The 25913-nt window shown below is 46.8% G+C and carries 22 protein-coding genes; 9 read left to right on the forward strand and 13 right to left on the reverse strand.

The annotated features are described in order from the left end of the window. The first annotated feature begins 6 nt into the window (after window positions 1-6). The 3 genes from AK965_RS13710 to tldD are packed head-to-tail and all read left to right on the forward strand — an operon-like array spanning window position 7 to window position 6204. Window positions 7-3885, forward strand: coding sequence for a YhdP family protein (locus AK965_RS13710; protein ID WP_099080131.1), 3879 nt, complete (start codon window positions 7-9; stop codon window positions 3883-3885). A 40-nt stretch (window positions 3886-3925) separates the two neighbouring features. Then, on the forward strand, window positions 3926-4756 hold the full coding sequence (locus tag AK965_RS13715) for a carbon-nitrogen hydrolase family protein (protein WP_099080132.1): 831 nt from the start codon (window positions 3926-3928) through the stop codon (window positions 4754-4756). A 2-nt stretch (window positions 4757-4758) separates the two neighbouring features. After that, window positions 4759-6204, forward strand: a complete 1446-nt coding sequence (tldD, locus tag AK965_RS13720) for a metalloprotease TldD (RefSeq protein WP_099080133.1) — start codon at window positions 4759-4761, stop codon at window positions 6202-6204. A gap of 66 nt (window positions 6205-6270) precedes the next feature. On the opposite strand, the gene AK965_RS13725 is transcribed toward tldD, so the two are convergent. Further along, window positions 6271-7647 (reverse strand): PhoH family protein, encoded by a 1377-nt coding sequence (locus tag AK965_RS13725; protein WP_099080134.1) that lies wholly within the window; start codon window positions 7645-7647, stop codon window positions 6271-6273. Window positions 7648-8178: 531 nt separating this feature from the next. Between AK965_RS13725 and rapA the strand changes: the two genes are divergently transcribed. The 3 genes from rapA (at window position 8179) to AK965_RS13740 (ending at window position 12936) form a co-directional block, all read left to right on the forward strand. Further along, on the forward strand, window positions 8179-11088 hold the full coding sequence (rapA, locus tag AK965_RS13730; RefSeq protein ID WP_099080135.1) for an RNA polymerase-associated protein RapA: 2910 nt from the start codon (window positions 8179-8181) through the stop codon (window positions 11086-11088). Window positions 11089-11188: 100 nt separating this feature from the next. Continuing rightward, entirely contained in the window at window positions 11189-11941 is a 753-nt protein-coding gene (gene rluA / locus AK965_RS13735) for a bifunctional tRNA pseudouridine(32) synthase/23S rRNA pseudouridine(746) synthase RluA (RefSeq protein ID WP_099080136.1), read from the forward strand. Between the two features lie 32 nt (window positions 11942-11973). Then, window positions 11974-12936 (forward strand): D-2-hydroxyacid dehydrogenase, encoded by a 963-nt coding sequence (locus AK965_RS13740; RefSeq protein ID WP_099080137.1) that lies wholly within the window; start codon window positions 11974-11976, stop codon window positions 12934-12936. Between the two features lie 76 nt (window positions 12937-13012). On the opposite strand, the gene yjgA is transcribed toward AK965_RS13740, so the two are convergent. Then, entirely contained in the window at window positions 13013-13540 is a 528-nt protein-coding gene (gene yjgA / locus AK965_RS13745; protein ID WP_099080138.1) for a ribosome biogenesis factor YjgA, read from the reverse strand. Window positions 13541-13650: 110 nt separating this feature from the next. On the opposite strand from yjgA, the gene pmbA reads away from it, so the two are divergent. Continuing rightward, on the forward strand, window positions 13651-14994 hold the full coding sequence (gene pmbA / locus AK965_RS13750; protein WP_099080139.1) for a metalloprotease PmbA: 1344 nt from the start codon (window positions 13651-13653) through the stop codon (window positions 14992-14994). 79 nt (window positions 14995-15073) lie between these two features. Here pmbA and mgtE read toward each other — a convergent pair whose 3' ends face one another. The 11 genes from mgtE to AK965_RS13805 all read right to left on the reverse strand — a co-directional run bounded on the left by mgtE (window position 15074) and on the right by AK965_RS13805 (window position 23857). Continuing rightward, window positions 15074-16429: a magnesium transporter gene (gene mgtE / locus AK965_RS13755; RefSeq protein ID WP_099080140.1), complete on the reverse strand. Its 1356-nt coding sequence runs from the start codon at window positions 16427-16429 to the stop codon at window positions 15074-15076. A 165-nt stretch (window positions 16430-16594) separates the two neighbouring features. Next, entirely contained in the window at window positions 16595-16870 is a 276-nt protein-coding gene (locus tag AK965_RS13760; protein ID WP_099080141.1) for an HPr family phosphocarrier protein, read from the reverse strand. A 2-nt stretch (window positions 16871-16872) separates the two neighbouring features. Then, complete coding sequence (rapZ, locus tag AK965_RS13765) at window positions 16873-17736, reverse strand: RNase adapter RapZ (protein ID WP_099080142.1); 864 nt, start codon at window positions 17734-17736, stop codon at window positions 16873-16875. 14 nt (window positions 17737-17750) lie between these two features. Continuing rightward, on the reverse strand, window positions 17751-18197 hold the full coding sequence (gene ptsN, locus AK965_RS13770; protein ID WP_099080143.1) for a PTS IIA-like nitrogen regulatory protein PtsN: 447 nt from the start codon (window positions 18195-18197) through the stop codon (window positions 17751-17753). Window positions 18198-18199: 2 nt separating this feature from the next. Further along, window positions 18200-18487: a ribosome hibernation promoting factor gene (gene hpf, locus AK965_RS13775; RefSeq protein WP_099080144.1), complete on the reverse strand. Its 288-nt coding sequence runs from the start codon at window positions 18485-18487 to the stop codon at window positions 18200-18202. A gap of 24 nt (window positions 18488-18511) precedes the next feature. Further along, a complete protein-coding gene (locus AK965_RS13780) occupies window positions 18512-19978 on the reverse strand; it encodes an RNA polymerase factor sigma-54 (protein WP_099080145.1) in 1467 nt (488 codons plus the stop codon). 50 nt (window positions 19979-20028) lie between these two features. Then, the gene (gene lptB, locus AK965_RS13785; RefSeq protein WP_099080146.1) at window positions 20029-20754 is read right to left on the reverse strand and encodes an LPS export ABC transporter ATP-binding protein; all 726 of its coding nucleotides are present in this window, start codon (window positions 20752-20754) and stop codon (window positions 20029-20031) included. A gap of 1 nt (window position 20755) precedes the next feature. Next, complete coding sequence (lptA, locus tag AK965_RS13790) at window positions 20756-21250, reverse strand: lipopolysaccharide transport periplasmic protein LptA (protein WP_099080189.1); 495 nt, start codon at window positions 21248-21250, stop codon at window positions 20756-20758. Next, the gene (lptC, locus tag AK965_RS13795; protein WP_099080147.1) at window positions 21231-21794 is read right to left on the reverse strand and encodes an LPS export ABC transporter periplasmic protein LptC; all 564 of its coding nucleotides are present in this window, start codon (window positions 21792-21794) and stop codon (window positions 21231-21233) included. The genes lptA and lptC overlap by 20 nt, the downstream gene beginning before the upstream one ends. 90 nt (window positions 21795-21884) lie before the next feature. After that, window positions 21885-22856 (reverse strand): arabinose-5-phosphate isomerase KdsD, encoded by a 972-nt coding sequence (kdsD, locus tag AK965_RS13800; protein WP_099080148.1) that lies wholly within the window; start codon window positions 22854-22856, stop codon window positions 21885-21887. Between the two features lie 35 nt (window positions 22857-22891). After that, window positions 22892-23857, reverse strand: coding sequence for a calcium/sodium antiporter (locus AK965_RS13805; protein WP_099080149.1), 966 nt, complete (start codon window positions 23855-23857; stop codon window positions 22892-22894). A gap of 471 nt (window positions 23858-24328) precedes the next feature. On the opposite strand from AK965_RS13805, the gene mlaF reads away from it, so the two are divergent. Together mlaF and mlaE are read left to right on the forward strand one after the other, a co-directional pair. Then, on the forward strand, window positions 24329-25132 hold the full coding sequence (gene mlaF / locus AK965_RS13810) for a phospholipid ABC transporter ATP-binding protein MlaF (RefSeq protein WP_099080150.1): 804 nt from the start codon (window positions 24329-24331) through the stop codon (window positions 25130-25132). Continuing rightward, window positions 25122-25913 carry a lipid asymmetry maintenance ABC transporter permease subunit MlaE gene (gene mlaE / locus AK965_RS13815; protein WP_099080151.1) on the forward strand — a complete coding sequence of 264 codons (792 nt, stop codon included), beginning with the start codon at window positions 25122-25124 and terminating at the stop codon, window positions 25911-25913. The genes mlaF and mlaE overlap by 11 nt, the downstream gene beginning before the upstream one ends.

Genomic DNA, 25913 nt, shown 5'->3' on the forward strand with positions numbered 1-25913 from the left:
AAATTTGTGAATTCTGGTTTTAAGCGTTTCGGGCGTTTCTGCACGTGGAGTTTGATCACCATATTGGTTCTACTGGCCATACTGGTAACGACACTGCGCGTCGCATTGCCACAACTTAACCATTTCCAAGATGAGATCAAAACCTGGGTCAAACAAGGCACAGGTTTTGACTTTTCTATCGCCAGCGTTGCTGGTTCTTGGCGTAATAACCATCCTTCAATCTCGTTGCAAGGTTTAGAGGCTAATCTGCCGAATAATCAAGATGCACGGTTTGCTGTCGACGAGATCCATATTGAATTTGATTTAATTCAGTCACTGTTCAGCCTGAAACCTGTGGTGGCCGATCTAACTATTGATGATTTGGCATTGGATATCCGAACACTTGATATTCTTGCCAAACCAAACAAGAGTAACAAGTCTACCAACGTAAATAAAAGCGAAACTAAGCTGATTGATCAACTTGACTCGTTACTCTTACGTCAGTTTGAAGACTTTACCATCACCGACTCACGCATTTGGTATCAGTCTGTTTCTGGTGAAACTCGCCGTTTAGATATCGAGCAACTACGCTGGAGTAATCGAGGTAAGCAGCACTTAGCGGAAGGTACGGTCAGCATCGCTGATGTCAGCCTCAACTCTTTGTTAGTGAGTGCAAACTTTAAAGATTACGGATCGTTGCTTGACGTGTCGGGTGAGTTTTATGTTAGCGCTCAAGACTTGTCTGTGACGCCGTGGTTAACCACCTATATGAAGGACGCTTCTGGCATAGAGTCCGGTCGCGTGAGTTTAAATACCTGGCTGACGTTAAAGCACAGTCAACCAAATTACGCATACGTTGAGCTGCGTCCTTCAGAGTTAGTCTGGAATGAAAATGGCCGTCACGAACTACTGTTAGAGTCAGGTATTTTTATACTTTCTCCGGACAAGCAAGGTTGGAAAGTTAATGGTCACTCACTGCAAATTCGTACGGATGACCGTCCTTGGCCTGAATTGGATGTGGCGTTTGATTGGCAACCTGACGGATGGTTGCTAAACCTCTCTCTGCTTGACATTGAAGCACTGACTCCATTAATCAAGTTAGCGCCACAGTCGGAATCCACTAGCGAACTACTCAATAAATTAGCACCAAAAGGGCGAGTGGAAGATATTCGTTTGTCGATGAACGGCAGTGTAGATACATTACGTTATTCGGTCGAGCTTGACCAGCTAGGCATGGCTCAGTGGGAGCTGCTGCCGGGCTTTCATCATGTGCAGGGGACACTGTTTGGTGACTTAAAGCAGGCCAAGGCCAACATCACAGTGATTGATGATGTCTTCCCGTATGGCGATGTATTCCAAGCGCCATTGAATATCAAACAAGGTGAAGTGGACATCATTTGGCAGCAAGATGAAAACGGTTGGCGTCTATGGTCAGACAAAGTGACCGCCGCGACGCCTGATTTGCAGGTGCTTGGTGCGTTTCGTTTGGATTTTCCGCAAGATCAAAGTCCATTTCTATCGTTTTATGCCGAAGCGGATCTCTACAATGCGGGTGGAACGTGGCGGTATTTACCGACTCCAGCGCTGGGACAAGATCTGACAGACTACCTTTCAACGGCGATTCAAGGTGGCAAAGTTAATACTGCGAAGCTACTTTGGTATGGTGAATTGGGTGACTTTCCGTACAAAGAACATAATGGCATGTTCCAAGCTTGGGTGGGACTGAAAAACGCCAAATTCAGCTTTGATACCGCGTGGCCGACCATTACTGATCTGCAGCTGGACTTGCTGTTCGAAAACGATGCGATGTATTTGGACTCGAAATCTGCAACCCTAAATGGCGTAAAAGCGAAACGCATTACAGGTCGTATTCCTGATCTTGCAGAAGGTGGTCATATTGAAATCGAAGCCAAAGCAAGCGCGCTAGGTAATGAAGTTCGCGATTACATGATGGCGACGCCATTGGTAGACTCTGTTGGTGCTGCGTTGACTGCGCTGCAAGTGAGTGGGCCTGTGTACTCCGAATTCCAGCTTAATATCCCTTTTGATTCAGACAAAGACGCAAGAGTGTGGGGCTATGCGGATTTAAACAACAACCAAGTCTATATCGATGCCCCGCCGATGACGTTAGAAAACGCGACTGGGCGAGTCACCTTCGATAACGATGTCGTGATGGCCTCAGGCCTTTCTGCTGAGCTCCTGAAGCAGCCGATCTCGCTAGACTTTCGTGGTGAAAATGCCGAGCAAGGCTATGACGTGGCGATCAATACCCTTGGAGACTGGGAGGTTGGACCGCTTAAACCTTATTTAGGCGACCGTTGGTTGAGTTTAGTCTCTGGTCATGCACCGTGGCAGATGGATATAGACTTACAGCTTAACGACGTAGGCTTCACTTACCAAGTGGATGTGTTAGCACAGTTGAGCCAACTGACGAGTGATTACCCCTATCCGTTAGGCAGAAAACGTGGTGAGGAAGGCCAAGCCAAGTTACAGGCGTTAGGCAATCAACAAGGCATTTCTGCGCGGCTGCAAATTCCCAATGCGAAGTACCAGACTGAAATAGATATTTCTGGTGATGTGCCAGTATTGACGGCGACAAATCTTGTGATTGGTAATGGGGGATTCAAAGTCAATCCGGTCGTTGGGCATGATGCTTCAATTCGTTTGAATGAGCTCAGCCTTGAACAATGGATTGATCTGATGAATGTGCCGACGAGTAACACAGAATCTGTCCTATCGAGCATGAAGACGCCGACGATTCCGTTGCCAACCCGCGTTGAGATGGATGTAAAAAACCTTCAATTCGGTGGTATTGAGTTTCACGATGTGGATCTGAATGCCCGTAAGAAAAACTTGAGCTGGCAGTTTGACGTCGATAGTCAGGAGATTAAAGGTAAAGCGAACTATCTTAAGCCTTACGACTTGTCGGTTTCTCTTGAGCGGCTGCACTTGTACATCCCTGGCTTTGATCAGATTACCGAAGAGAGGAATTCTCTGTTTGCCAGTGAAGATCAAGCTGCGCCATTGATTTCAGATTTTGACCGCCAGCTCCATAGTGAGATGCCAAATGTCGTCTTGAATATTGATGATTTCTGGTTACAAGGCTACAAGGTTGGTCAGGTGAATGTGGACTTACAGCGTCGAAATAATCGTTTGGAGTGGAAAAATGTCACTTTCAGTAGCGGTCAAAGCCGCGTTGATATGAATGGCTGGTGGGAGTTAACCAAAGCGCGCAGTCACTCAAATCTAACCATCAAACTGCAAGGTGAAAACAACAGCGATTTGATGGAGCGTTTCGGCATTACCTCTGGCATTCAGCGAGCGCCATTTGATATCAATGCGAACTTGGAATGGGATGGTGCACCATGGTCGATGAAAACACAAAGTTTGCAAGGAAACGTATCGACTGAATTTGGCAAAGGGGTGATCAGCGAAGTGAGCGGTGCTGCGCGACTGCTTGGTTTGTTCAGTCTGGACTCCATCATTCGCAAAATGCAGCTCGATTTCACCGATGTGTTCGATAAAGGCATGGCATTTAACTCCATCACTGGTAGTGGCAAGATCCAAGATGGCGTGTTTGTCACCAATGACATTGTCATGGATGCACTGGCTGGAGAGATGCAAATCCGAGGTATGGCCGATATTAATGCTCGTTTGGTGGATGCAGAAGTGAATTTTACGCCAGATATTACCTCTGGTTTACCAATGTTGACGGCATTTGCGGTTGCACCTCAAACCGCGCTGTATGTGTTGGCGATCTCGACCGTGATCTCTCCGGTCGTGGAAGTTTTCACCCAAGTTAACTACGAAGTAAAAGGCCGGCTTGATTCGCCAACGGTAAAAGAGATATCACGTAGTAAAGGTGAATACACATTGCCAGAAAAATTGCGTGATGAAGCGAAATAATCACGCAGTTAGTTTTCTTAGCGTATAAGGAATAGAGAACATGGAACGTGTAGGCATCATACAAATGACGTCAGGTTCAGATCGAGAGGAGAATCTGGACTTCATTGCCAAGCAGTGCGCATTGGCAGCGGCGCAAGGTGTGAAGTTGGTACTCACACCAGAAAACGCAACGCTGTTTGCTAATCGCGAAGCGTATCACCATAACGCAGAAGTGTTGTGTTATGGTCCGATTCAACAGCGTTTATCTGATATAGCAAAACAAAACCAATTGACTTTGGTTTTAGGCAGTATGCCGATTTGTACCGAGCAAGGCGTCACGACCACCACGTTGGTTTTTTCTCCAGTGGGAGAGTGCATTGCTCATTACGACAAGCTACATATGTTCGATGTCGAAGTAGCGGATGGTCATGGTCGCTATCGTGAATCCGATACCTTTCGGGCTGGTGCTCAAATTGTCACAGCAGAAACCAATATTGGCACACTTGGATTGAGTATTTGTTACGATGTGCGCTTTCCTGAGTTGTATAAAGCATTACGCTTAGCGGGAGCAGACATTATTGTCGTACCAGCGGCGTTTACTGCGGTTACGGGGAAAGCACACTGGGAAATACTGCTGAGAGCGCGTGCAATAGAAACCCAATGCTGGATTTTAGCAAGTGGGCAAACTGGCACTCACCCATGTGGACGCCAAACATGGGGACACTCGATGGTTATTGACCCCTGGGGACAGATACATGCGCAACTTCACGAGCAAGTAGGATTGCTGGTGACAGAGATAGATTTGTCACAAAGCCAGCAAGTAAGGCAGAATATGCCGCTGACTCAACACAGTCGCTTTCAAAATGAATTGAAACGGAAACTAAAGAGCTAACTATGAGCATAAATCAAATAGAACAGGCACTCCTTGCCCCAAACGGTCTGACAGAGCAAGACATCGCTGATACGCTCGCGAGAATTGCCACACGCCAGATCGATTATGCGGACATTTACTTTCAGTCCAGCTGGCATGAGTCTCTGGTTCTAGAAGACAGCATCATCAAAGATGGCTCTTTTAACATTGATTGTGGTGTTGGTGTGCGCGCTGTAACGGGTGAAAAAACCGGTTTCGCTTACTCAGACCAAATTAATCTAGAAGGTTTAAAGCAAAGTGCCATTGCCGCACGTGGTATCGCTCAGCAAGGCCAAAATGGCAACGTTCAAGCGTTCAAGCGTTCAGCTAACCAAGCGTATTATGATGCGGTAAACCCGCTAGCAAGCTGGGAAAAGCAGCAAAAAACCGAACTGTTGATGTCGCTTGATGCGTACATTCGTACCAAAGAGCCGCTGATCAAAGAAGTCTCGATCAGTATCAGTGGTGTCCATGAGCAAATGCTTGTGGCAGCAACCGATGGTACTTACGCGGGGGATATCCGTCCTCTTGTTCGTCTGTCGATCAGCGTGCTCGCTGAAAAAGGCGATCGTCGTGAGCGCGGCAGCGCAGGTGGCGGTGGTCGTTTCGGTTATGATTTCTTCCTGTCTGAAACGGACGGCGTGAAACAAGCCTTCCAATTTGCAGATGAAGCCATCCGCATGGCGCTAGTGAATTTAGAAGCGGAAGCTGCGCCTGCGGGTATGATGCCTGTCGTATTAGGCTCTGGCTGGCCAGGTGTTCTTTTGCATGAAGCGGTTGGTCACGGCTTGGAAGGTGACTTCAACCGTAAAGAGTCTTCAGTCTTCTCTGGCAAGCTAGGCCAACAAGTAACATCGCCATTATGCACCATCGTTGATGACGGTACGTTGAAAGACCTACGTGGTTCATTGAATGTGGACGATGAAGGGGTAAATGGTCAGTACAATACGCTCATCGAAAACGGTGTGCTAAAAGGCTACATGCAGGACAAGCTAAACGCGCGATTAATGGGTGAGAACCCAACGGGTAATGGTCGTCGTGAATCTTACGCGCACCTACCAATGCCGCGTATGACCAATACTTACATGCTACCGGGTGAGCACTCGCCGGAAGAGATCATCTCAACCGTGAAGAAAGGTTTGTACGCGCCCAACTTTGGTGGCGGTCAGGTCGATATCACATCAGGTAAGTTCGTATTCTCTACGTCAGAAGCGTACTTGATTGAGAATGGCAAGATCACTCGCCCAGTAAAAGGTGCAACATTGATCGGATCTGGTATCGAAGCGATGCAGCAGGTCTCAATGGTGGGCAATGACCTAAGTATTGACAGAGGTGTTGGTGTTTGTGGCAAAGCCGGGCAAAGTGTGCCGGTTGGTGTAGGCCAGCCTACGTTGAAGCTTGACTCCATCACGGTTGGTGGTACAGAGTAAGTGACTCGATAAGTGGATGAAATAGAGCGCTCATAGAGCGCTCTTTTGTTATGGGAATACGGAGCGCTACAGGTTTTCTTCGGCAAACTCTGCCAAGCGACTACGTACTACGCCATTGAGGTGAATATTGGCGCTGCCTTCAAAGTTCTTGAAGCGTTCAACCATATAAGTCAATCCAGACGTGACTGGTGTGAGGTAATGGGAGTCAATCTGTGCCAAGTTACCCGAACACACAATCTTCGTCCCCTCACCACAGCGGGTGATGATGGTTTTGATTTGTGAAGCGGTGAGGTTCTGACACTCATCGAGCAGGACAAATGCATTCTGGATAGAGCGACCACGCATAAAGTTAATCGACTTAAACTGAATGTTGGCTTTATCGCAGATGTACTTCATCGAGCCTTCAGTACAATGGTCGTGCTTGTGCAGCGCTTCCAGTGTATCTGTTACGGCTGCCAACCACGGCATCATTTTCTCTTCTTCTGATCCGGGTAAGAAACCGATGGATTCGCCAATATCTGGCGTATTACGTGTCACAATGATCTTATCGAACATCCCTTTTTCAATGGTTTGCTCCAGTGCTGCAGCCATCGCCAACAAGGTTTTACCACTACCAGCGGCACCGGTCAGAATCACCAAGTCAATCTCTGGATCGAGTAGGGCATCCATCGCCATGCCTTGATAGATATTTTTGGGTGTGATGTCCCAAGCGCGACGGTGCATCATGCGCTCACGGCTGAGGTCAAGCAGTGTGATCTTCTCTTCATCGATGCTTTCTACGCGACCGACAAAGTCACTATTTTCATCCATCATGTATTGGTTAATGAAAGTCGGCTCAAATGGTTCGCGATTGAGTTTGTGGAACGTTTTTCCGCCCAGAGCATAGCTTTCTACTTCATCAACGCCACTCCAGAAATCCCCTTCACGCTGTTGGAAGCCTTTGGTCAGGTATTGAATATCATCAATCAGTTGATCGGTGCGATAGTCTTCAACAAAGCGAACGCCAGCGCCTTTGGCGCGTAAGCGCATATTGATGTCTTTGGTGACGAGCACGACTTCACGTGGTGCGCGTTTGTTTTGTAGATAAAGCACCGCATTGAGGATGCGATTGTCACCGGCTTTGTCGGCGAAGGCTTTGACGGTTTCCTGCAATTCGAAGTCCGCCAAAATAGAAATGGTTCCTTGAGTTGGTTTTTCTTTGGAGACCGGAATACCCTCTGATATTTCGTCTGGTGTCGTGTCTCTGAATAAGTTTTCTAAAGCACGAATCGCAACGCGCGCATCTCGTGCTACATCGCGTTTGCTGTCTTTAATGCGGTCGAGTTCTTCCAATACCGTCATAGGGATGACGACATCGTGCTCTTGGAAAGAATAGATGGCGAAGGGTTCATGAAGAAGGATATTGGTGTCGAGTACAAACAGTTTCCGATCGGTATCGCCCATAGCGTCTCCTTGCCGCAAGCGCGGCTATGCTGCAGAAAGTTAAGTAGGTAAAAATCTTAACTCTGATTGCTTGCAATAGAGGTCGTCGAGCTATGTCGGTTAGTGCGCAACTGAGTAGCAAGACAACTTATTGCAAACCCGTGTTGATCCTAATCGTGTAGTTGTACACTCAAATCATACGCAATGCTTTTGAGTGCTCCTCACAACAAGTATACGTAATATTTACTTGTTACAACTCAATAATTGCCATGAGTTTTTTACAATTTGATTGCATTCTGAGTTCAGAAAAAAAAGTTTGTGCTTCGGGGCGTTTCAGCGTGACCTATATCACAGCATCAAGTAAGATTACCGACCTTTTTCTGCACATGGGCTAAGTCCAAATTATCATGTTGAGCTGAATTGAATATCTTCAGTTAAAAGTGGCATGGCAAGCATAATTGGTATAGCAGAAGCCAGAATCAGTTCTAAACTATTACCCATGCCACCGGGCATGAGTAGACAAACAAGAATCAACAACGAGGTAGTCAATACATGACATTTGCTTTGGGGCAGCGCTGGATTAGCGATACGGAAAGTGATTTAGGTTTAGGTACCGTAGTAGCAATGGATGCTCGTACTGTGACATTGATGTTTGCCGCATCAGAGGAAAACCGAGTTTACGCACGTAACGAGGCGCCAGTTACCCGAGTAACGTTTAACGTCGGTGATGTCATCGATTGCCAAGAAGGTTGGTCACTGAAAGTTGAAGAAGTACTGGAAGATGAAGGTTTATATACTTATTTTGGTACTCGTGAAGATACACAAGAAACCGCGGTTATTTTACGTGAGATTTTTCTAAGCAATCATATCCGTTTTAACAAGCCTCAAGATAAGTTGTACGCAGGTCAGATTGACCGTATGGACAACTTTGTTTTGCGTTACCGTGCATTGAAAAACCAGTTCGAGCAGCATAAGAGTCCAATGCGTGGCTTGTGTGGCATGCGAGCGGGTTTGATTCCTCATCAGCTTTACATTGCTCACGAAGTCGGTCGCCGTTATGCACCACGTGTACTACTTGCGGATGAAGTAGGTCTTGGTAAAACCATTGAAGCAGGCATGATCATCCACCAGCAAGTGCTGTCTGGCCGTGCCGAGCGCATTCTGATTGTCGTACCTGAGACACTTCAGCACCAATGGCTGGTAGAGATGATGCGTCGTTTCAACCTGCACTTCTCAATCTTTGATGAAGAGCGTTGTATTGAAGCGTTCGCAGAAGCAGAGAACCCATTTGATACGCAGCAATATGTACTGTGTTCTTTAGACTTCCTACGTAAGAGCCGCAAGCGCTTTGAACAAGCACGAGAAGGCGAGTGGGACCTATTGGTGGTCGATGAAGCGCACCACCTTGAGTGGAGCCAAGACAAGCCAAGCCGTGAGTATCAAGTGGTTGAAGGTTTAGCAGAGCGCACTGCAGGCGTGTTACTACTAACAGCAACACCGGAGCAATTAGGTCGTGAGAGCCACTTTGCGCGTCTGCGTCTACTGGATCCAGACCGTTTCTACGATTACGACACCTTTGTCGAAGAAGAAGAGCAATACGCGCCAGTCGCCGACGCAATTACGTCGCTATTCTCTGGTGAGAAACTGCCTGACGAAGCGAAGAACCAAATTACGGAGCTGCTTTCTGAGCAAGATGTTGAGCCGCTATTCCGCATTATCGAAAGCGACAGTGATGAAGACTTAAAAGCCTCAGCACGCCAAGAGCTTATCGACAATCTAATGGATCGTCACGGTACAGGTCGCGTGCTATTCCGTAACACGCGCGCGGCAATTAAAGGCTTCCCGACCCGTAATGTGCATTTAATGCCAATGGACATCCCATCACAGTATACAACGTCAATGCGAGTGTCTGGCATGATTGGTGGCAAGATGTCACCAGAAGCGCGGGCGATGAAAAACCTGTATCCAGAAGAGATCTTCCAAGAGTTTGAAGGTGATGACTCAAGCTGGTGGCAATTTGACTCACGCGTGAACTGGTTGCTTGAGAAAGTAAAAGAAAAACGCAGCGAAAAAGTACTCGTGATTGCGTCTCGTGCAAGTACGGCTTTGCAACTTGAGCAAGCCCTGCGTGAGCGTGAAGGTATCCGCGCCACCGTATTCCACGAAGGCATGTCTATCCTAGAGCGTGATAAAGCGGCCGCTTACTTCGCACAAGAAGAGGGCGGCGCACAGGTTCTGATCTGTAGTGAAATCGGCTCAGAAGGTCGTAACTTCCAATTTGCTAACCAGCTAGTGATGTTCGATTTGCCGTTTAACCCAGACTTGCTTGAGCAGCGTATTGGCCGTCTTGACCGTATTGGTCAAAAGCGTGATATCGATATTCATGTACCGTACCTAAAAGGTACGTCACAAGCAATCCTGGCGCGTTGGTTTGATGAAGGTTTGAATGCGTTCTCTGAAACTTGCCCAACTGGTCGCGCAGTTTACGACAAGTACTCAGATGCATTGATTGAGATGCTAGCGTCTGGTGATACGTCAAATCTTGATGAAGTGATTGAAGAGTCAGCGAAGCTGAACAAAGAGTTGAAATCACAGCTTGAGCAAGGCCGTGACCGTTTGCTAGAGATGCATTCAAACGGTGGCGAGAAAGCACTGCAAATCGTTGAGAAAATATCATCCACAGATGGCGATACGAACCTAGTGACATTCGCACTGTCTCTGTTCGACACTATTGGCCTGAATCAAGACGATAAAGGCGAAAATGCGCTAGTGGTCACCCCATCTGAGCACATGATGGTCCCAAGTTACCCAGGTCTTCCGTACGAAGGGGCGACGATTACCTTTGATCGTGACACGGCACTCTCTCGTGAAGATATGCACTTTATCAGTTGGGAACACCCAATGATCCAAGGCGGTATCGATCTTCTGATGAGTGAAGGGGTGGGTACGTCGGCGGTTTCACTACTGAAGAATAAAGCGCTGCCAGTCGGAACAATTTTACTTGAGCTAATTTATGCAGTGGATGCGCAAGCACCGAAGCGTAGTGGTATTGCTCGTTTCTTACCAAAGACGCCAATTCGTCTGATGATGGATGCTCGTGGTAATGATCTCTCTTCTCAAGTGGAGTTTGAAGGCTTCAACCGTCAACTGAGCCCTGTAAATCGTCACCTAGGTAGCAAGCTAGTGACATCAGTACAGAAAGATATTCACAACCTAATCGAAGCGGGTGATGCGCAGGTTGAAAAGCAAGTGGAAGAAGTGCGTCAGCAAGCGCATCAAGAGATGCAGCACAGCTTGAATGCAGAGCTAGAACGTCTGCAAGCGCTGAAAGCCGTGAACCCGAATATCCGTGATGAAGAAATTGAAGCAATCGAAGCGCAAATTAAAGAGCTTACCGGTTACATTAACCAAGCTCAAGTGCAGCTCGATTCATTGCGTTTAATCGTGGTAAGCCACAACTGATTGGTTTTTATCTAAAAACTTGATAATAAAAAACGGCTCCTTTACGGGAGTCGTTTTCGTATTAAAATAGCCTTCTTTTCTATATTTTGAGAGCACACTGATGGCAATGCTTGAATACAATCCACCGACTGATCCTTGGACCGATATCGTGTTTGAGGACGATCATATCTTAGCTGTGAATAAGCCATCAGGTTTGCTATCTGTGCCGGGACGTCTTGCTGAACACCACGACAGCATGTGGAGTCGTCTTCAGGAGCAGTATCCAGAGATCCAGGTGGTGCATCGTTTGGATATGTCGACTTCTGGCTTGATGGTTCTTGCGAAAAACAAACGTGCTGAGAGCGCATTGAAAAAGCAGTTCCAATTTCGTCTAACCCACAAAATTTATTATGCGCGCGTTTGGGGACACATTGATCAGCAAGAAGGCGAGATCGATCTGCCGCTGATTTGTGATTGGCCGAACCGCCCATTACAAAAGGTGTGCTTTGACGACGGTAAGCCATCGAAAACCCTATTTCAGGTGGCGAAGTTAGAAGAACATGAAGACGGTTCGAAAACGACCATTGTGCGATTATTGCCAATCACGGGCCGTTCACACCAGCTGCGTGTCCATATGCAGGCGCTAGGGCATCCGATTGTCGGTGATGAGTTCTATGCAACGGAAGAGGCGAAAGCGTTCTCAGAGCGTCTTGAATTACACGCCTCAGAACTGAGTTTCTACCACCCAAAGAGCGATTGGCTGCGTAGCATTTTTGTTCCTTGTGATTTTTATCCTGAAGCGGAAGAGATGATCTTTGACTATTTCGACCCAGCGCGTAAATTACCTGATTATAAAACACTGCCTCGCTCATAAATTAATCCTCAGGCAGTGAACAAGGAGCTGTTATGTCACTGCCTAAAGTGGTCTTTCTTGACCGTGCGACCATCCCTGCTCATATTCAGATACCACGCCCTAGCTTTGCTCACCAATGGGTAGAATATGAGTACACCTCACCACAGCAAGTCACTGAACGCCTTACGGATGCACACATCGTTATTAGCAACAAGGTGGTGCTCGATCAAACCATTCTTACCCAATTGCCGAATATCAAAATGATCGCCGTAGCCGCGACAGGATTTAATAACGTCGATGTGCACTATTGTGCGGAGCGTGATATCGCGGTGGCTAACGTACGTGGTTATGCGACTCGATCTGTACCAGAGCATGTTATCGCCATGTTGTTTGCGTTGCGCCGTAATCTATTTGGTTACCACCAAGATATTGCCGCAGGAGAGTGGCAACGCAATAAGCAGTTTTGTTTTTTTACTCATCCTATTGGTGATATCGCAGGCAGCACACTCGGTGTGATTGGCGGTGGTGCATTAGGTCAAGCAACCGCTCAGTTGGCGCAGGCCGTCGGTATGAAGGTATTGTTTGCCGAGCACAAAGGCGTGAGTGAGTGTCGAGAGGGGTACACCGAGTTTGATGAGGTACTCAAGCAGTCCGATGCGATTACGCTGCATTGCCCATTGAATGACGATACTTATCACCTAATCAGCACGGTTGAATTGCAGAAAATGAAGTCGACGGCGATTTTGATCAATACGGGGCGCGGTGGTCTGGTGGATGAGTTAGCGTTGGTGGATGCGCTGAAAGAAGAGGAGATTGCCGCCGCAGGTGTGGACGTATTTACTCAGGAGCCCGCCGATGAAACGAATCCACTGCTCGCCAATATGCACTTGCCGAATTTGTTGCTCACACCACATGTTGCATGGGGGAGCGATTCTTCTCTCCAGCGTTTGGCTGAAATCTTAATCGAGAATATTAATGCGTTTGAGCGGGGCGAAAGGTTCAATCGCTTAACCTGATGTGTGTATCGCTTGGAAGTAATAAAAAGCAGACCTCAAGTGAGGTCTGCTTTTTTTGCTGTTAAACGGAGTAGAATTAAACTTCTTCTTCGTTCAGCGCTTTTAGAATTTGGAAGATTTCACGGTAAGACTTTGCTGGCTTGCCGGCTTTCTTCTCTTTCGCTGCTTGACGCGCAAGTTGACGAAGGCGTTGACGGTCTGCAGTTGGGTACAGATCTACCACATCATCAATTGCCTTATCACCTTCTTCTACTACACGATCTCGTAGCACTTCTAGCTTGTGCAGTACGGCTGTTGCTTGCGAGTGCTTGTTGCGAACTTTGTCCAGAGCCGCTTGGATTGGCTCTGGATCTTCATAGCGCATCAATTTACCGATACGTTGCAATTGACGACGGCGAGCTTCGTTTTTAAAGCGTTGTGCATCCGCAATTGCTTCTCGCAGATCTTCGCTCATTGGGAACTTTTCTAATGTCGATGGCTTAAGACCGACTAGCTCTTCACCAAGCTTTTGCAGCTCTTCCATGTCGCGCTTCATCTCGGATTTACTTACCCAGATGATCTCTTCTTCTGGTTCCCATGGCGCTTTTTGATTCTTACGTGCCATTTCAGTTGCCTGTGTTCTGATTAATATTATGACTATTTTAACAAGAATCGTGGGGAGAAAGCGAAATTCTTGTTATTCTATTGTACATCGAATACATGATGTGAAAGACAATGGATATTAAACAGCAGGTTGCTGAGCAACGAACCGAGCTAGAACAAGCCGTCGCAAGGGCGTTGGAGATCGCTGCAGCGAAGTCTGATGCCGCTGAAGTCGCAATTACAAAAAGCACAGGCTTGAGTGTTTCCACTCGCATGGGCGATGTAGAAAATGTTGAGTTCAACAGCGATGGTGCACTTGGCATCACCGTCTACCGTGGCCAACGCAAGGGCAGTGCTTCCACATCAGACTTGAGCGAAGCCGCAATTAAGCAAACCGTGTTAGCGGCATTAGACATTGCTCAATACACATCAGAAGACCCATTCGCAGGCCCTGCGGCAAAAGAGTTCATGGTCAAAGACATTCCGGACCTAGACCTGTTCCATCCAGACGCTCCCAATCCAGATTATGCAGCAGAAGTAGCGATTGCGGCTGAAAAAGAAGCACTGAACTACAGTGAAGCGATTAAGCAAAGTGATGGTGCCAGTTACGACAGCCACTACGGCGTAAAAGTCTATGGTAACAGCCATGGCTTGCTAGCAAGTTACGCGTCAAGTCGTCACAGCACTAGTTGCTGTGTGATTGGCGTGGGTAAAAATGGCGAGATGGAACGTGATTACAGCTACACCGTAGCACGTCACCGTGATGATCTTTGGACACCAGAGACGGTTGGCCGTAAAGCGGCGGAAAAAACCATCAGCCGCCTCGATGCGCAAAAGCTAAAAACGGGTAAGTACCCTGTGATGTTTGCCGCTGATGTAGCGACGGGCTTGATTGGTCATCTAGTGATGGCGATTAGCGGTGGTAACTTGTACCGTAAATCCTCTTTCCTGCTTGATCACCTTGGCAAGCAAGTGCTGCCGGAGTGGTTCAATATCTCAGAACGTCCGCACGTGCTACGCGGCTTGGCTTCAAGCCCATTTGACAGTGAAGGCGTATACACACAAGACCGTGAAATCATCACTGATGGTGTTTTGGCGACTTACTTACTAACTAGCTACGCTGCTCGCAAGATGAAGATGGACCCAACGGGTCACGCTGGTGGTATTCATAACTGGTATGTGAAGTCTACGGGTCAAAACTTCGAGCAAATGCTGAAAGAGCTGGGCACTGGTCTACTGGTAACAGAAACCATGGGTCAAGGCGTGAACGTGGTGACCGGTGATTATTCACGTGGTGCTGCGGGTTTTTGGGTAGAGAATGGTGTCATCCAATATCCAGTATCCGAGATCACGATTGCTGGCAACCTGAAAGAGATGTTCAACAAGATTGTTGCAGTGGGTAGTGATGTGGAGACCCGCTCACAAATCCAGACGGGGTCTATCTTGCTTGATACCATGAAGGTGGCGGGGGAGTAAGCTTTTCTAGCCAATAGATGTGAAAAAGCCTGATGTGTTCATCAGGCTTTTTTTTGTTTTTAAGCGTCCTAGCCCTGAGTCAGATCGCTAGGGTTGCCAGGCCAAGGAAGACTGAAAGACCAATCACATCGGTGACGGTGGTCAATGCCATTCCACCCGCTAAGGCTGGATCGATGTTCATCTTCTTAAGCAGTATTGGAATACTTACCCCGGCAACACCCGCAACTAACAGGTTGGTTAACATGGCAGCCGAGATGATCCCACCGAGCATCCAGTTCCCTTTCCACACGACAACAATGCCGCCGATGATCAATGCCCACATGATACCATTGAGTAAGCCGATGGCGGCTTCTTTCATCAATAGTTCGCGTTTGTTGGCGTCACCGATATGGCCAAGTGCAAGGCCACGAATGACCAGTGCAACCGTTTGGTTCCCCGCAACACCGCCCATCGATGGCACAATGGTCATTAAGACAGCGATTGCGGCCATTTGATCGAGCGTGGCTTCGAACATGTTCGACACGGATGCCGCTGCCAGTGCGGCAAGCACGTTGGCGCCTAACCAGACACTACGTTTACGTGCCGATTTAAACACTGGGGCGAAGGTATCTTCGTCGTCATCCATACCCGCCATACTCATCATTGAGTGTTCTGCGTCTTCGCGAATAACGTCGACCACGTCATCGATGGTGATACGGCCAACGAGGTGCTGATTTTCATCCACGACTGGCGCTGAAACCCAGTTACGACGTTCAAATAGGCTTGCCACATCAGAGTCACTGGTGTCTACCGTGATGGCGTCGTCTGCATCTTCCATCACATCCCTGACTTTTACATCAGGTTGAGTGGTGATCAGTGTGGTGATTGGCAGTTCACCGATCAGCTTGTTCTCATCGTCAATGACGTAAAGCGCGTCGGTTGCTTCAGGCAGTTCGCCTTTTATGCGCAAGTAACGCAGGACGACGTCGACGTCGACGTCACCACGAATGGTGATGACATCGGTATTCATCAATCCGCCAGCGGAATCCTCAGGGTAGGATAGGGCGGTCTCGACGCGTAGGCGGTCGTCAGAGTCCATTTGTGATAGGACTTCACGCGATAGCGTATCTGGCAAGCTCCGTAGTACGTAAGCCACGTCATCGGTGTCCATGCCTTCTGTCGCTTCTGCCAGCGCTTCAGGGGCCATTTTTGACACCAGACTGTCTTTTACGTCTTCGTTCAGTTCATCGAGGATCTCACCGTAGTCTTCCGGATCGGTCAGCTGCCATAGTACTTCACGACTTTTACGCGGAGATGCTTCTAAAAGGTGCGCGATATCCTCAGGTTCCATGTCCTGTAGTTGACGACGAACATGGACGAAGCGGCCATTCTCTAGTGCTTCTGTGACTTCTTGGAGGGCTTGGTGAGCTTGGTCGAATTCTATTTGCTCTGCCATTCATTCCTCCCAATTCCTGATATTTACAATGCGTTGAATAGTATCTTAATTCTAGGCACCTTTTAATAACAACTTATGAAAGTAGACAAAATTATTTGTTGATGGGAGGCTAGGGATGAGAAGGGATGAGAAGGGATGTGTGCAGATGTGAGCAAAGCGAGTGAATCACTCGCTTTCTTCAAATTTGTCTTCGATCAGGTGACAAACTGCATTGAGGGCTTGCTCTGACTGTTCGCCAGTGGCGTGGATAGTAACATATTGTCCTTGAGCGGATTCGAGCATTAGCAGGCCCATCACGCTGTCTGCGGTCGCCGTTGTATCCTCTTCGTTGTTGATAGTAACGACGGCATCAAAACTTTGTGCCAGTTCAACTAACTTAATGGCTGCGCGAGCATGTAAGCCTAAGCGATTTTGGATCAATACTTTACGACTTAATTCCACCGTTATTCCTTAACGTTTTTTTCCAATGAAGTGTGGCGAATTTGCACTTGATGCCCTTTTTCTGCGAAGTATTCACCAATTTTTTGTGTTAGATATACCGAGCGATGTTTACCCCCTGTACAGCCAATCGCAACCGTTAGGTAGCTGCGGTTGTTTTTCTCTAACATCGGTAACCATGTCTCAATAAAACTTTCAATTTGCTTTTTGAGCTCAAGAACCGGTTGATGTTGTTCTAAAAAGGCAGCAATAGGGGCATCTAATCCTGTAAATGGACGCAGTGCAGGTTCCCAGTGCGGGTTTGGTAAAAAGCGAACGTCAAATACGTAATCCGCATCTGATGGTAGACCAAATTTGAAGCCAAATGACTCAAACACCATGACGAGGTCTTTGCGTTCACGCCCTTCAACACGCATACGCACGGTCTCGCTCAAGTCATGCAGCGATTGACCGCTGCTATTGAGCACGAGATCGGCATGGGCTTTTAGTGGCATCAAAATGTTCTGCTCAAGCTCGATCGCCTGATCCAAAGAGAGGGATTGACCGTCAAGTGAAAGTGGGTGAATCCGGCGTGTTTCGCTGTAGCGTTTGAGTAACGTTTCTTTGTTTGCATCTAAGAACAGCACCGTCACGTCGAGTTCCGCTTTGAGCTTTTCTAACGTTGCGTTTAGTTCTTTGAGTTTCTTAGGGATATTACGGATATCAATACTTACAGCGACGTTTTGTTTACTGCCGGCAGTGGACTGAACAAATGCATCAAGCAAATTAACCGGTAGATTGTCTACGCAGTAATAACCCATATCCTCAAGTACACGCAGGGCAACACTTTTACCAGCACCAGAGTGCCCACTGACTACGATTAATCGCATGATGATCGCCTTGATTACTGATGAATCATAATGTCGTAGAGTTCTTCATCACTCTGAGCATTGCGCAGCATTTTTAACACTTGCTTGTTGCTCAGACGCTCTGCCATGGAGGATAAAGTCTTGAGGTGCTCTTTGCATTGCTCTTCTGGTACGAGAAGAGCGAAAAGAAGATCGACTGGACGGTTGTCGATAGCATCAAATTCAATCGCTTCGTCACATTGTAGTAGCACGGCGATGGCTTTGTCGCTGGATGGCATTCTGGCATGAGGAATAGCGATACCGTTACCGATACCTGTACTGCCCATTTTTTCTCTGTTTAGCATACACTCAAACAGCTCTGTTGAATCTTGACCCGTACTTTCAGCCACGATTTGGCTGATCATTTCCAGGGCACGTTTTTTACTCGTACAATGGACTGCACTTTTCGTGCAGTCCAATGACAGTATCTCGCTAAGTTGCATGATTAATGACTGTTTAATTTTTCTTTGTGCTTGTTAAGTTGGCGAACTAACTTATCCACCAGCGAGTCAATCGCTGCATACATATTTTCGTCATCGGCTGACGCATGGATTTCGCCCTGATTTACGTGGAGCGTAGCTTCCGCGATTTGCTGAAGTTTTTCAACTTTTAGTACAACGTGAACTTGATTGATATGGTCGAAGAACCTTTCGAGCTTCTGAAACTTTGTTTGAACATAGTCTTGCATTGAATCGGTAAGATCAACGTGATGGCCTTGAATATTGATTAGCATAGACTTTCCTTTTCAGTTGGTGCCTTAAAGTAGGCGTTTACGCTGACTTGAAGGGGCAATACCCAAGGATTCGCGATATTTCGCTATGGTTCGTCTTGCGACTTGAATCCCTTGATCAGCCAGAAGAGTAGCAATCTTGCTGTCACTAAGTGGTTTGGCAGTATTCTCCGCTGCGACCAGTTTCTTGATGAGAGCACGAATTGCTGTGGACGAACATTCTCCCCCATTGTCAGTACTGACATGACTGGAGAAGAAGTACTTCAATTCAAATATGCCACGTGGTGTGTGCATGAACTTCTGTGTGGTAACACGAGAAATTGTGGATTCATGCATTTCTACCGCCAAAGCAACATCGTTTAATACCATTGGCTTCATGGCTTCTTCACCATACTCGAAGAAATCTTGCTGATGTTCAACAATACATCGTGCAACTTTGAGAAGTGTCTCGTTTCTGCTTTCTAGACTCTTTATTAACCACTTTGCCTCTTGCAAATTGCTGCGAATATACTGGCTATCTGCGCTACTGCCTTTGCTTAGCTGTGCATATTGTTGATTTACCTTCAATTTTGGCATGCTGTCAGGGTTAATCGAAACTGTCCATTTGCCATGCTCTTTAAAGACAGAGACATCAGGAATGACGTACTCGGTCTCATCAGAGGTAATGCGACTGCCAGGGCGAGGATCAAGTTGCTGAATTAACTTCAACACTTCACGTAACTCGGTTTCTTTCAGCTTACTTTCTTTGATAACGAGTTTGTAATCACGATTGCCTAGCTGGTCGATGTGATCGGCAAGTACCATCTTCGCTTCGGCTAACCATGGGGTATCTTCAGGAAAAGTGGCCAATTGCAGCAATAAGCACTCTTGTAGGTTGCTTGATGCAACACCAAGAGGATCAAATTGTTGAATTCGCTTGCGAACGGCTTCGATTTCATCGAGCTCAATTTCTTCGTTATCAAAGCTCTCGTGAATTTCTTCCGGAGAAAGCGTAAGGTAGCCGTAATCGTCAATAGCATCGATAATGGTAAGAGCAATCGTTCGGTCAGTTTCACTAAAGGGGGTAAGATCCAGTTGCCACATTAAGTAATCGTGTAGAGACTCAGTGGTCTCACCTTGGTAAATCGGCATGTCGTCATCAAGAGCTAGGCCAGTACTGCCAGTGTTCGCACTGTAGACATCATCCCAAGTCGTATCGATTTCCAGCTCTGAGCTGATTTCTGACTTTTCGATGATGTCAGAGCTGTCTGGAAGATCTGTTTCAGAGGTATCGCTCGCACTGTCGTCAGACGTATTCAGTCCGGATTTGTCTTCACCATTGGCTAGAGGTTCTTCTTGACCTTCTTCAACTTCCAGCAGAGGGTTGGAATCCAGTGCATCTTGAATTTCTTGTTGAAGATCGAGTGTAGACAGTTGCAACAAACGAATGGCTTGTTGCAGCTGTGGCGTCATGGCTAACTGTTGACCTAGCTTGAGTTGTAATGAAGGTTTCATTCAGTGTTACTTACCTTGTAATGCTCAGAATCTTACCGTTCCTAATGTAATCATAGACGGAATTGTTCGCCGAGATAAACTTGTTTCACTTGCTCATTATTGAGAACTTCATCCGGAGTTCCTGAAGCAATGAGGTGTCCTTGACTGACAATGTAAGCTTTTTCACAGACGTCTAGGGTTTCACGAACATTGTGGTCGGTGATTAGCACACCAAGGCCACGATCACGCAGGTGTTCGATGATCTTTTTGATATCGTTTACAGAAATCGGGTCTACACCCGCAAACGGTTCATCCAACAGAATGAATTGTGGATTTGCGGCTAGAGCGCGCGCGATTTCGACACGTCGACGCTCACCACCAGATAGTGCCATACCCGCACTGGTTCGTATGTGCTGTATGTGGAACTCTTCCAATAAATCTTCTAGCTTATCTTGGCGTTCTTCATGTGTGAGTTCTTGGCGCGTCTCTAGTACAGCCATGATGTTGTCTTCTACTGAGAGTTTACGGAAGATAGACGCCTCTTGTGGCAGATAGCCGATACCCATACGAGAACGACTGTGCATTGGCAAAATACTAATATCTTGATCATCAATAGTAATAGTGCCTTCGTCACGGGGTACAAGACCTACGATCATATAGAAGGATGTGGTTTTACCTGCCCCGTTAGGGCCTAAAAGTCCTACGATCTGACCGGACTCAACCTCTAAGCTTACATCAGTAACCACTTTGCGCTTTTTGTAGCTTTTTGCCAAGTTTTTTGCGCTTAGTACCGCCATATTACTTCTCGATCTGATTAGGTTGCAAAATGGTGGTCACGCGCTCGTTTTTTGAGCTATCAGCAACCAATTTCTGTTTGCCAATTTGGTAACGGATTGAGGCGCCATTGATGGTGTTACCATCTTGAGCGAGTTGCGCTTGGCCCTTCATTGTCAGTTCGTCAGTAGAGATGCGGTAATCTAACTCTTCGGCTTGACCGCTTAAAGTTTTGCCATCATCCATTAGCTGAGAGAAGGTGGCTGGTTTGCCAAAAGCCTGAATCTGTTTAATTGACTGCGTTTTTGCATCGCGAGTTACGACGATTTTATTCGCATCAATATTAATACTACCTTGCTTAAGAGAGACATTGCCTTCAAAAGTCACCTGATTACTCTTCATGTCCACCAGTTGGGTGTTAGAGTTAATGTAAACCGGTTGTTGAGTGTCCGATTTTAATGCTAACGCTTGCGGCGCAGCTAAAATCAGCGCCAATAGGCTAAGGTGTAACGGTTTCATATCGACCTTGAACTTCATCTGTTAGAGTCGCGATATGCTTTTTCAAGTTACCTTGCATTGCGCCTCCAGTAGTTTCAAATTGAGGTCCAACCAACATCACTTGTTGATCGGCTTTAAAATCACGATTGGTTAGATTGATGACCAGTTTATCCGTTACCATGGTATCAAAACTGGCACCTGGTAATAGATTTTTCATTAAGACCTCGTCATATAGCGTCAAGATCTGGTCTTCATCTAGTACTGCTTTTGTCGCAGTCACCTTCCACTCGATGACATTCCCTTCTCGGTAAACCAACAAGGTTGGTTGGTTGAAAATCGTGTCACCACTTTTGGCATAGTGATCCAAATTCGTGGAGCGAATGATGTAACTGCGGACACCATCTTCACCATAAGTAATATTTTCCAGTCCAGTACCACTGAACATGGGCAGTTCTAAATCGGGTGCTACTTGCATACCTTCATGGCCTTTTGGAGTGAGCAAATAATAGCCACACCAAGCGACAACGAAGAGCAAGAGCAAGTATATAAGGCGAGTAAAACTCATAAAATAAAGGCCTTTATCTTAGCTCAGTACTTCCCTGACCATTGCCTTAATCTGATAAATAGATCATTTAAGTTTGCTGTATGACGGATATTACATCACGCCAGCTTTCAATAAGTCATGCATATTTAAAGCACCAACAATCTTGTTGTTGTCACACAAAAGCAGTGCGTTGATGTTTTTATCTTGCATTAAATTTAATCCCTCAACGGCCAGCATATCTGGGTGTGCGACGGTTGGGTTTTGTGTCATCACCTCTCCGATCGCCGTTGTGTGGATATCAATTCGTTTGTCCAATGTTCGGCGTAAATCACCATCGGTGAATATACCAAGCATAGCATCGTGTTCATCGACGATTGCGGTCATGCCCAATCCTTTCTCTGAAATCTCAAGAAGCGCATCGCGAATCAGCGCATCGGGAGCCACTTTGGGCAGTTTGTTGCCAAAGTGCATAATATCAGACAGCTTAAGCAGCAGTTTTCTCCCTAAAGTGCCGCCAGGGTGTGACAGTGCGAAGTCTTCAGCTGAGAAACCACGAGCTTGAAGTAGAGCTACAGCTAGCGCATCCCCCATCACTAAGGTAGCGGTGGTACTTGTCGTTGGTGCGAGTCCAAGTGGGCAAGCTTCCTTTGGCACCGTGATTTGCAGGTGCAGATCAGACAGTTTAGCCATGTTGGAATCAGGCTTACCAGTCATGCTAATGATTTTGATATTGAGGCGTTTTAATACGGGAAATAGAGACAAAATCTCATGTGACTCACCAGAATTAGATATCGCGATAACAATATCACCAGCGCTGATCATTCCAAGGTCACCATGAGCGGCTTCGCCTGGATGAACGAAAAACGCCGATGTACCAGTGCTTGCGAGCGTTGCAGCAATTTTGTTGCCAACATGGCCTGACTTGCCCATCCCCATCACAACAACTTTACCGCTGTTGGATAGAATCAATTCGCAGGCTTGTTCAAATTGCGCATTAAAGTACTGGGTCAGCTGTTGTAAACCAGCTATTTCGATATCAAGAACTTGTTTTGCAGCAGCGCGAAAATCAAATTGATTAGACATCTCGGGGCTCCAATTGGTCTTTAATTATTATGTTATTAAGCGGCCATGTTCATTAGTAGATAGCCTTGGTAACCCAAGAAACATACGACTAAAATGCTGCCTTCAATTCGGTTAATGCTACGAGATTTACCCAAGCACATCGCAACCAAAAGCAGAGAAACACCCAACATAACCCAGAAGTCGCGCCCCATAGCGTACTCACTTAGCACCGATGGGTTGATAATGCCTGGAAGTCCCATTACGGCCAAGATATTAAATACGTTTGAGCCGATGATATTGCCGACAGCCATGTCATCTTCGCCTTTTAAAACGCCAGCCAATGACGCTGCAAGTTCAGGTAAGCTCGTACCCACCGCGATGATCGTAAGACCAATCACAAGGTCACTCATGCCGAAAAATTTCGCGATGATAACGGCATTATCAACCAACATGCTAGCAGCGATAGGCAGCAGAATCAGGCCGATAACCACCCACATAATCGCTTTTGGATTGCTCACGCCTTCTGGAATTTCGGCTTCTTGCTCTTCAATTAATACGTCACCCGCTTTTTGTTCTTTACGGCTGATCTGCAACATGGCGTAAAGGAATCCACCAAATAGAACAAACAGCAGCACACCCTCGTAGAAACCTAAGTGGTTATCCCAAAGCAAAATGCCAGCTAAAACGGTAACCGCTATCATGAGAGGAAGCTCACGGCGAATCACTGCCGAGCTGATTGATAGTGGTTTAATAAGTGCGGTGATACCTAGGATTAATGCGATGTTAGCAATGTTCGAGCCTAGTACATTACCGACAGCCGTGTCAGTTTTTCCTTCCCATGCGGCCGTGGCGGACACCATCATTTCAGGTGCAGACGAGCCCATGGCAAGAATAGTCATACCGATGACCAAAGGCGATATACCAACGTTGCGAGCAAGAGCAGCAGAGCCAAAAACAAGTTTATCGGCACTCCAAACAAGTAATACAAGACCGACGATGAGCAACGCTACGGTTTCGAGCATGATGATTCCTAAGTAGTGAATAATTGAAATGAGTAACCGCTAATTTTGACCTTTTGCAGGCAAAAATGGAAGATAAACAACAAATAAATTAAAGGTTGGTAACGAAATTGCATTTAGCCTGTATGTTGTTTATTACCGCAATGAGGTCGTTGCCGAAATTTAGTCGCCTATCGTTGCTTCACTTTGTTTATAAGGGAATAGTGAAGTCTAGCCGATGTGATTTAATTGAACAGTGCTTTTAATTCAAGTTCAATGTGCTTATGATTGCAGCTAAATATACCCAAGTGACGTCAATATACTGTATTCATCGTCTGTCACGGTTTTCAATTCATTCTAAATAACGATGAGCGTGGTGAGCCCCTCAGAGTTATTTAGCTAAGTACTGGGAATCCACAACGGGCTACTGACTGAAAGACGAATTTACCTGGCGATTTTGTAAGTGATTACTTACAAATAGTAGAAGAAGATGATATGTCGCACAACGATTTAGTTACCTTAAATAATCTCACTTTCTCACGTGGAGATCGCACGATCTTTGACGGCATTGATTTGCGCGTACCAGAGGGGAAAGTGACGGCCATTATGGGGCCATCGGGAATCGGTAAAACGACGCTGCTACGCCTGATTGGTGGTCAGTTGTATCCAGAACAAGGAGAGATCTGGTTTGATGGTGACAATATTCCTGCTCTTTCACGGAAGAAGTTGTACCAAGCTCGTAAGAAGATGAGCATGCTATTTCAATCCGGAGCACTATTCACGGATCTCAACGTATTTGATAACGTTGCCTTCCCTTTACGTGAACATACTGAACTGCCAGAAGAGTTGATTCGAACCATGGTGCTACTCAAGCTTGAAGCCGTAGGACTTCGTGGTGCGGCAGAGTTGATGCCGAGCGAATTGTCTGGGGGTATGGCGCGGCGTGCGGCATTGGCACGAGCCATTGCGCTTGACCCGGACTTGATCATGTACGATGAACCGTTTGTTGGTCAGGACCCAATTACCATGGGCGTCTTGGTTGAACTGATCAGTAATTTGAACCGAGCTCTGGGGCTTACGTCAATCGTGGTATCACACGATGTACCAGAGGTGATGAGCATTGCTGATTGGGTCTACTTGCTTGCAGATGGAAAAATCGTGGCATGCGGTACACCACAAGAGCTCAATGACAATCCAGACCCACGTGTACAGCAATTTTTACAAGGCGAAGCTGATGGCCCTGTACCATTCCGCTACCCAGCTCAAAGTATCGAAAAGGATTTATTTGATGGTCGATAGCTTTATTCAATTTGTCGCTTCGCTAGGCAGACGCACATTGGCCATTTGTGAAGCGTTCGGTCGCGCAACGTTGATGCTCGTTGGTGCGTTAGTGGCTCGACCACAGCCAATCAAAAACCTTCCTTTAGTGATCAAACAACTTTACTCGGTAGGGGTACAGTCATTGGCGATCATTGTCGTTTCTGGTCTGTTTATCGGTATGGTGTTGAGCCTGCAAGGGTACGTTGTTCTTGTGGATTATGGTGCAGAGGGCAGTTTGGGGCAAATGGTTGCGCTGTCGTTGCTTCGCGAGCTTGGTCCAGTGGTTACTGCTCTTCTGTTTGCGGGGCGCGCCGGCTCTGCTCTGACTGCTGAAATTGGCCTAATGAAGGCAACTGAGCAGTTATCAAGCTTAGAAATGATGGCCGTGGATCCGCTTAAGCGAGTGATTGCGCCACGTTTCTGGGCTGGTGTTATCTCAATGCCACTGCTTGCTATGATTTTTATGGCGATAGGTATTTGGGGCGCAGAATTAGTTGGGGTTGATTGGAAAGGCGTTGATCACGGCAGCTTTTGGGCAGCGATGCAATCGTCGGTGGAGCTTGGTAAAGATATCGGCAACAGTATGATTAAATGTGTTGTATTTGCCCTTACTGTTACTTGGATTGCTCTTTTTAACGGCTATGACGCGATTCCAACTTCGGAAGGCATCAGTCGAGCTACTACGCGCACAGTTGTGCATTCTTCTTTAGCAGTACTAGGACTAGACTTTGTACTGACTGCATTGATGTTTGGGAATTAG

The organism is Vibrio sp. PID17_43, from assembly GCF_002608565.1.
GTDB lineage: Bacteria > Pseudomonadota > Gammaproteobacteria > Enterobacterales > Vibrionaceae > Vibrio.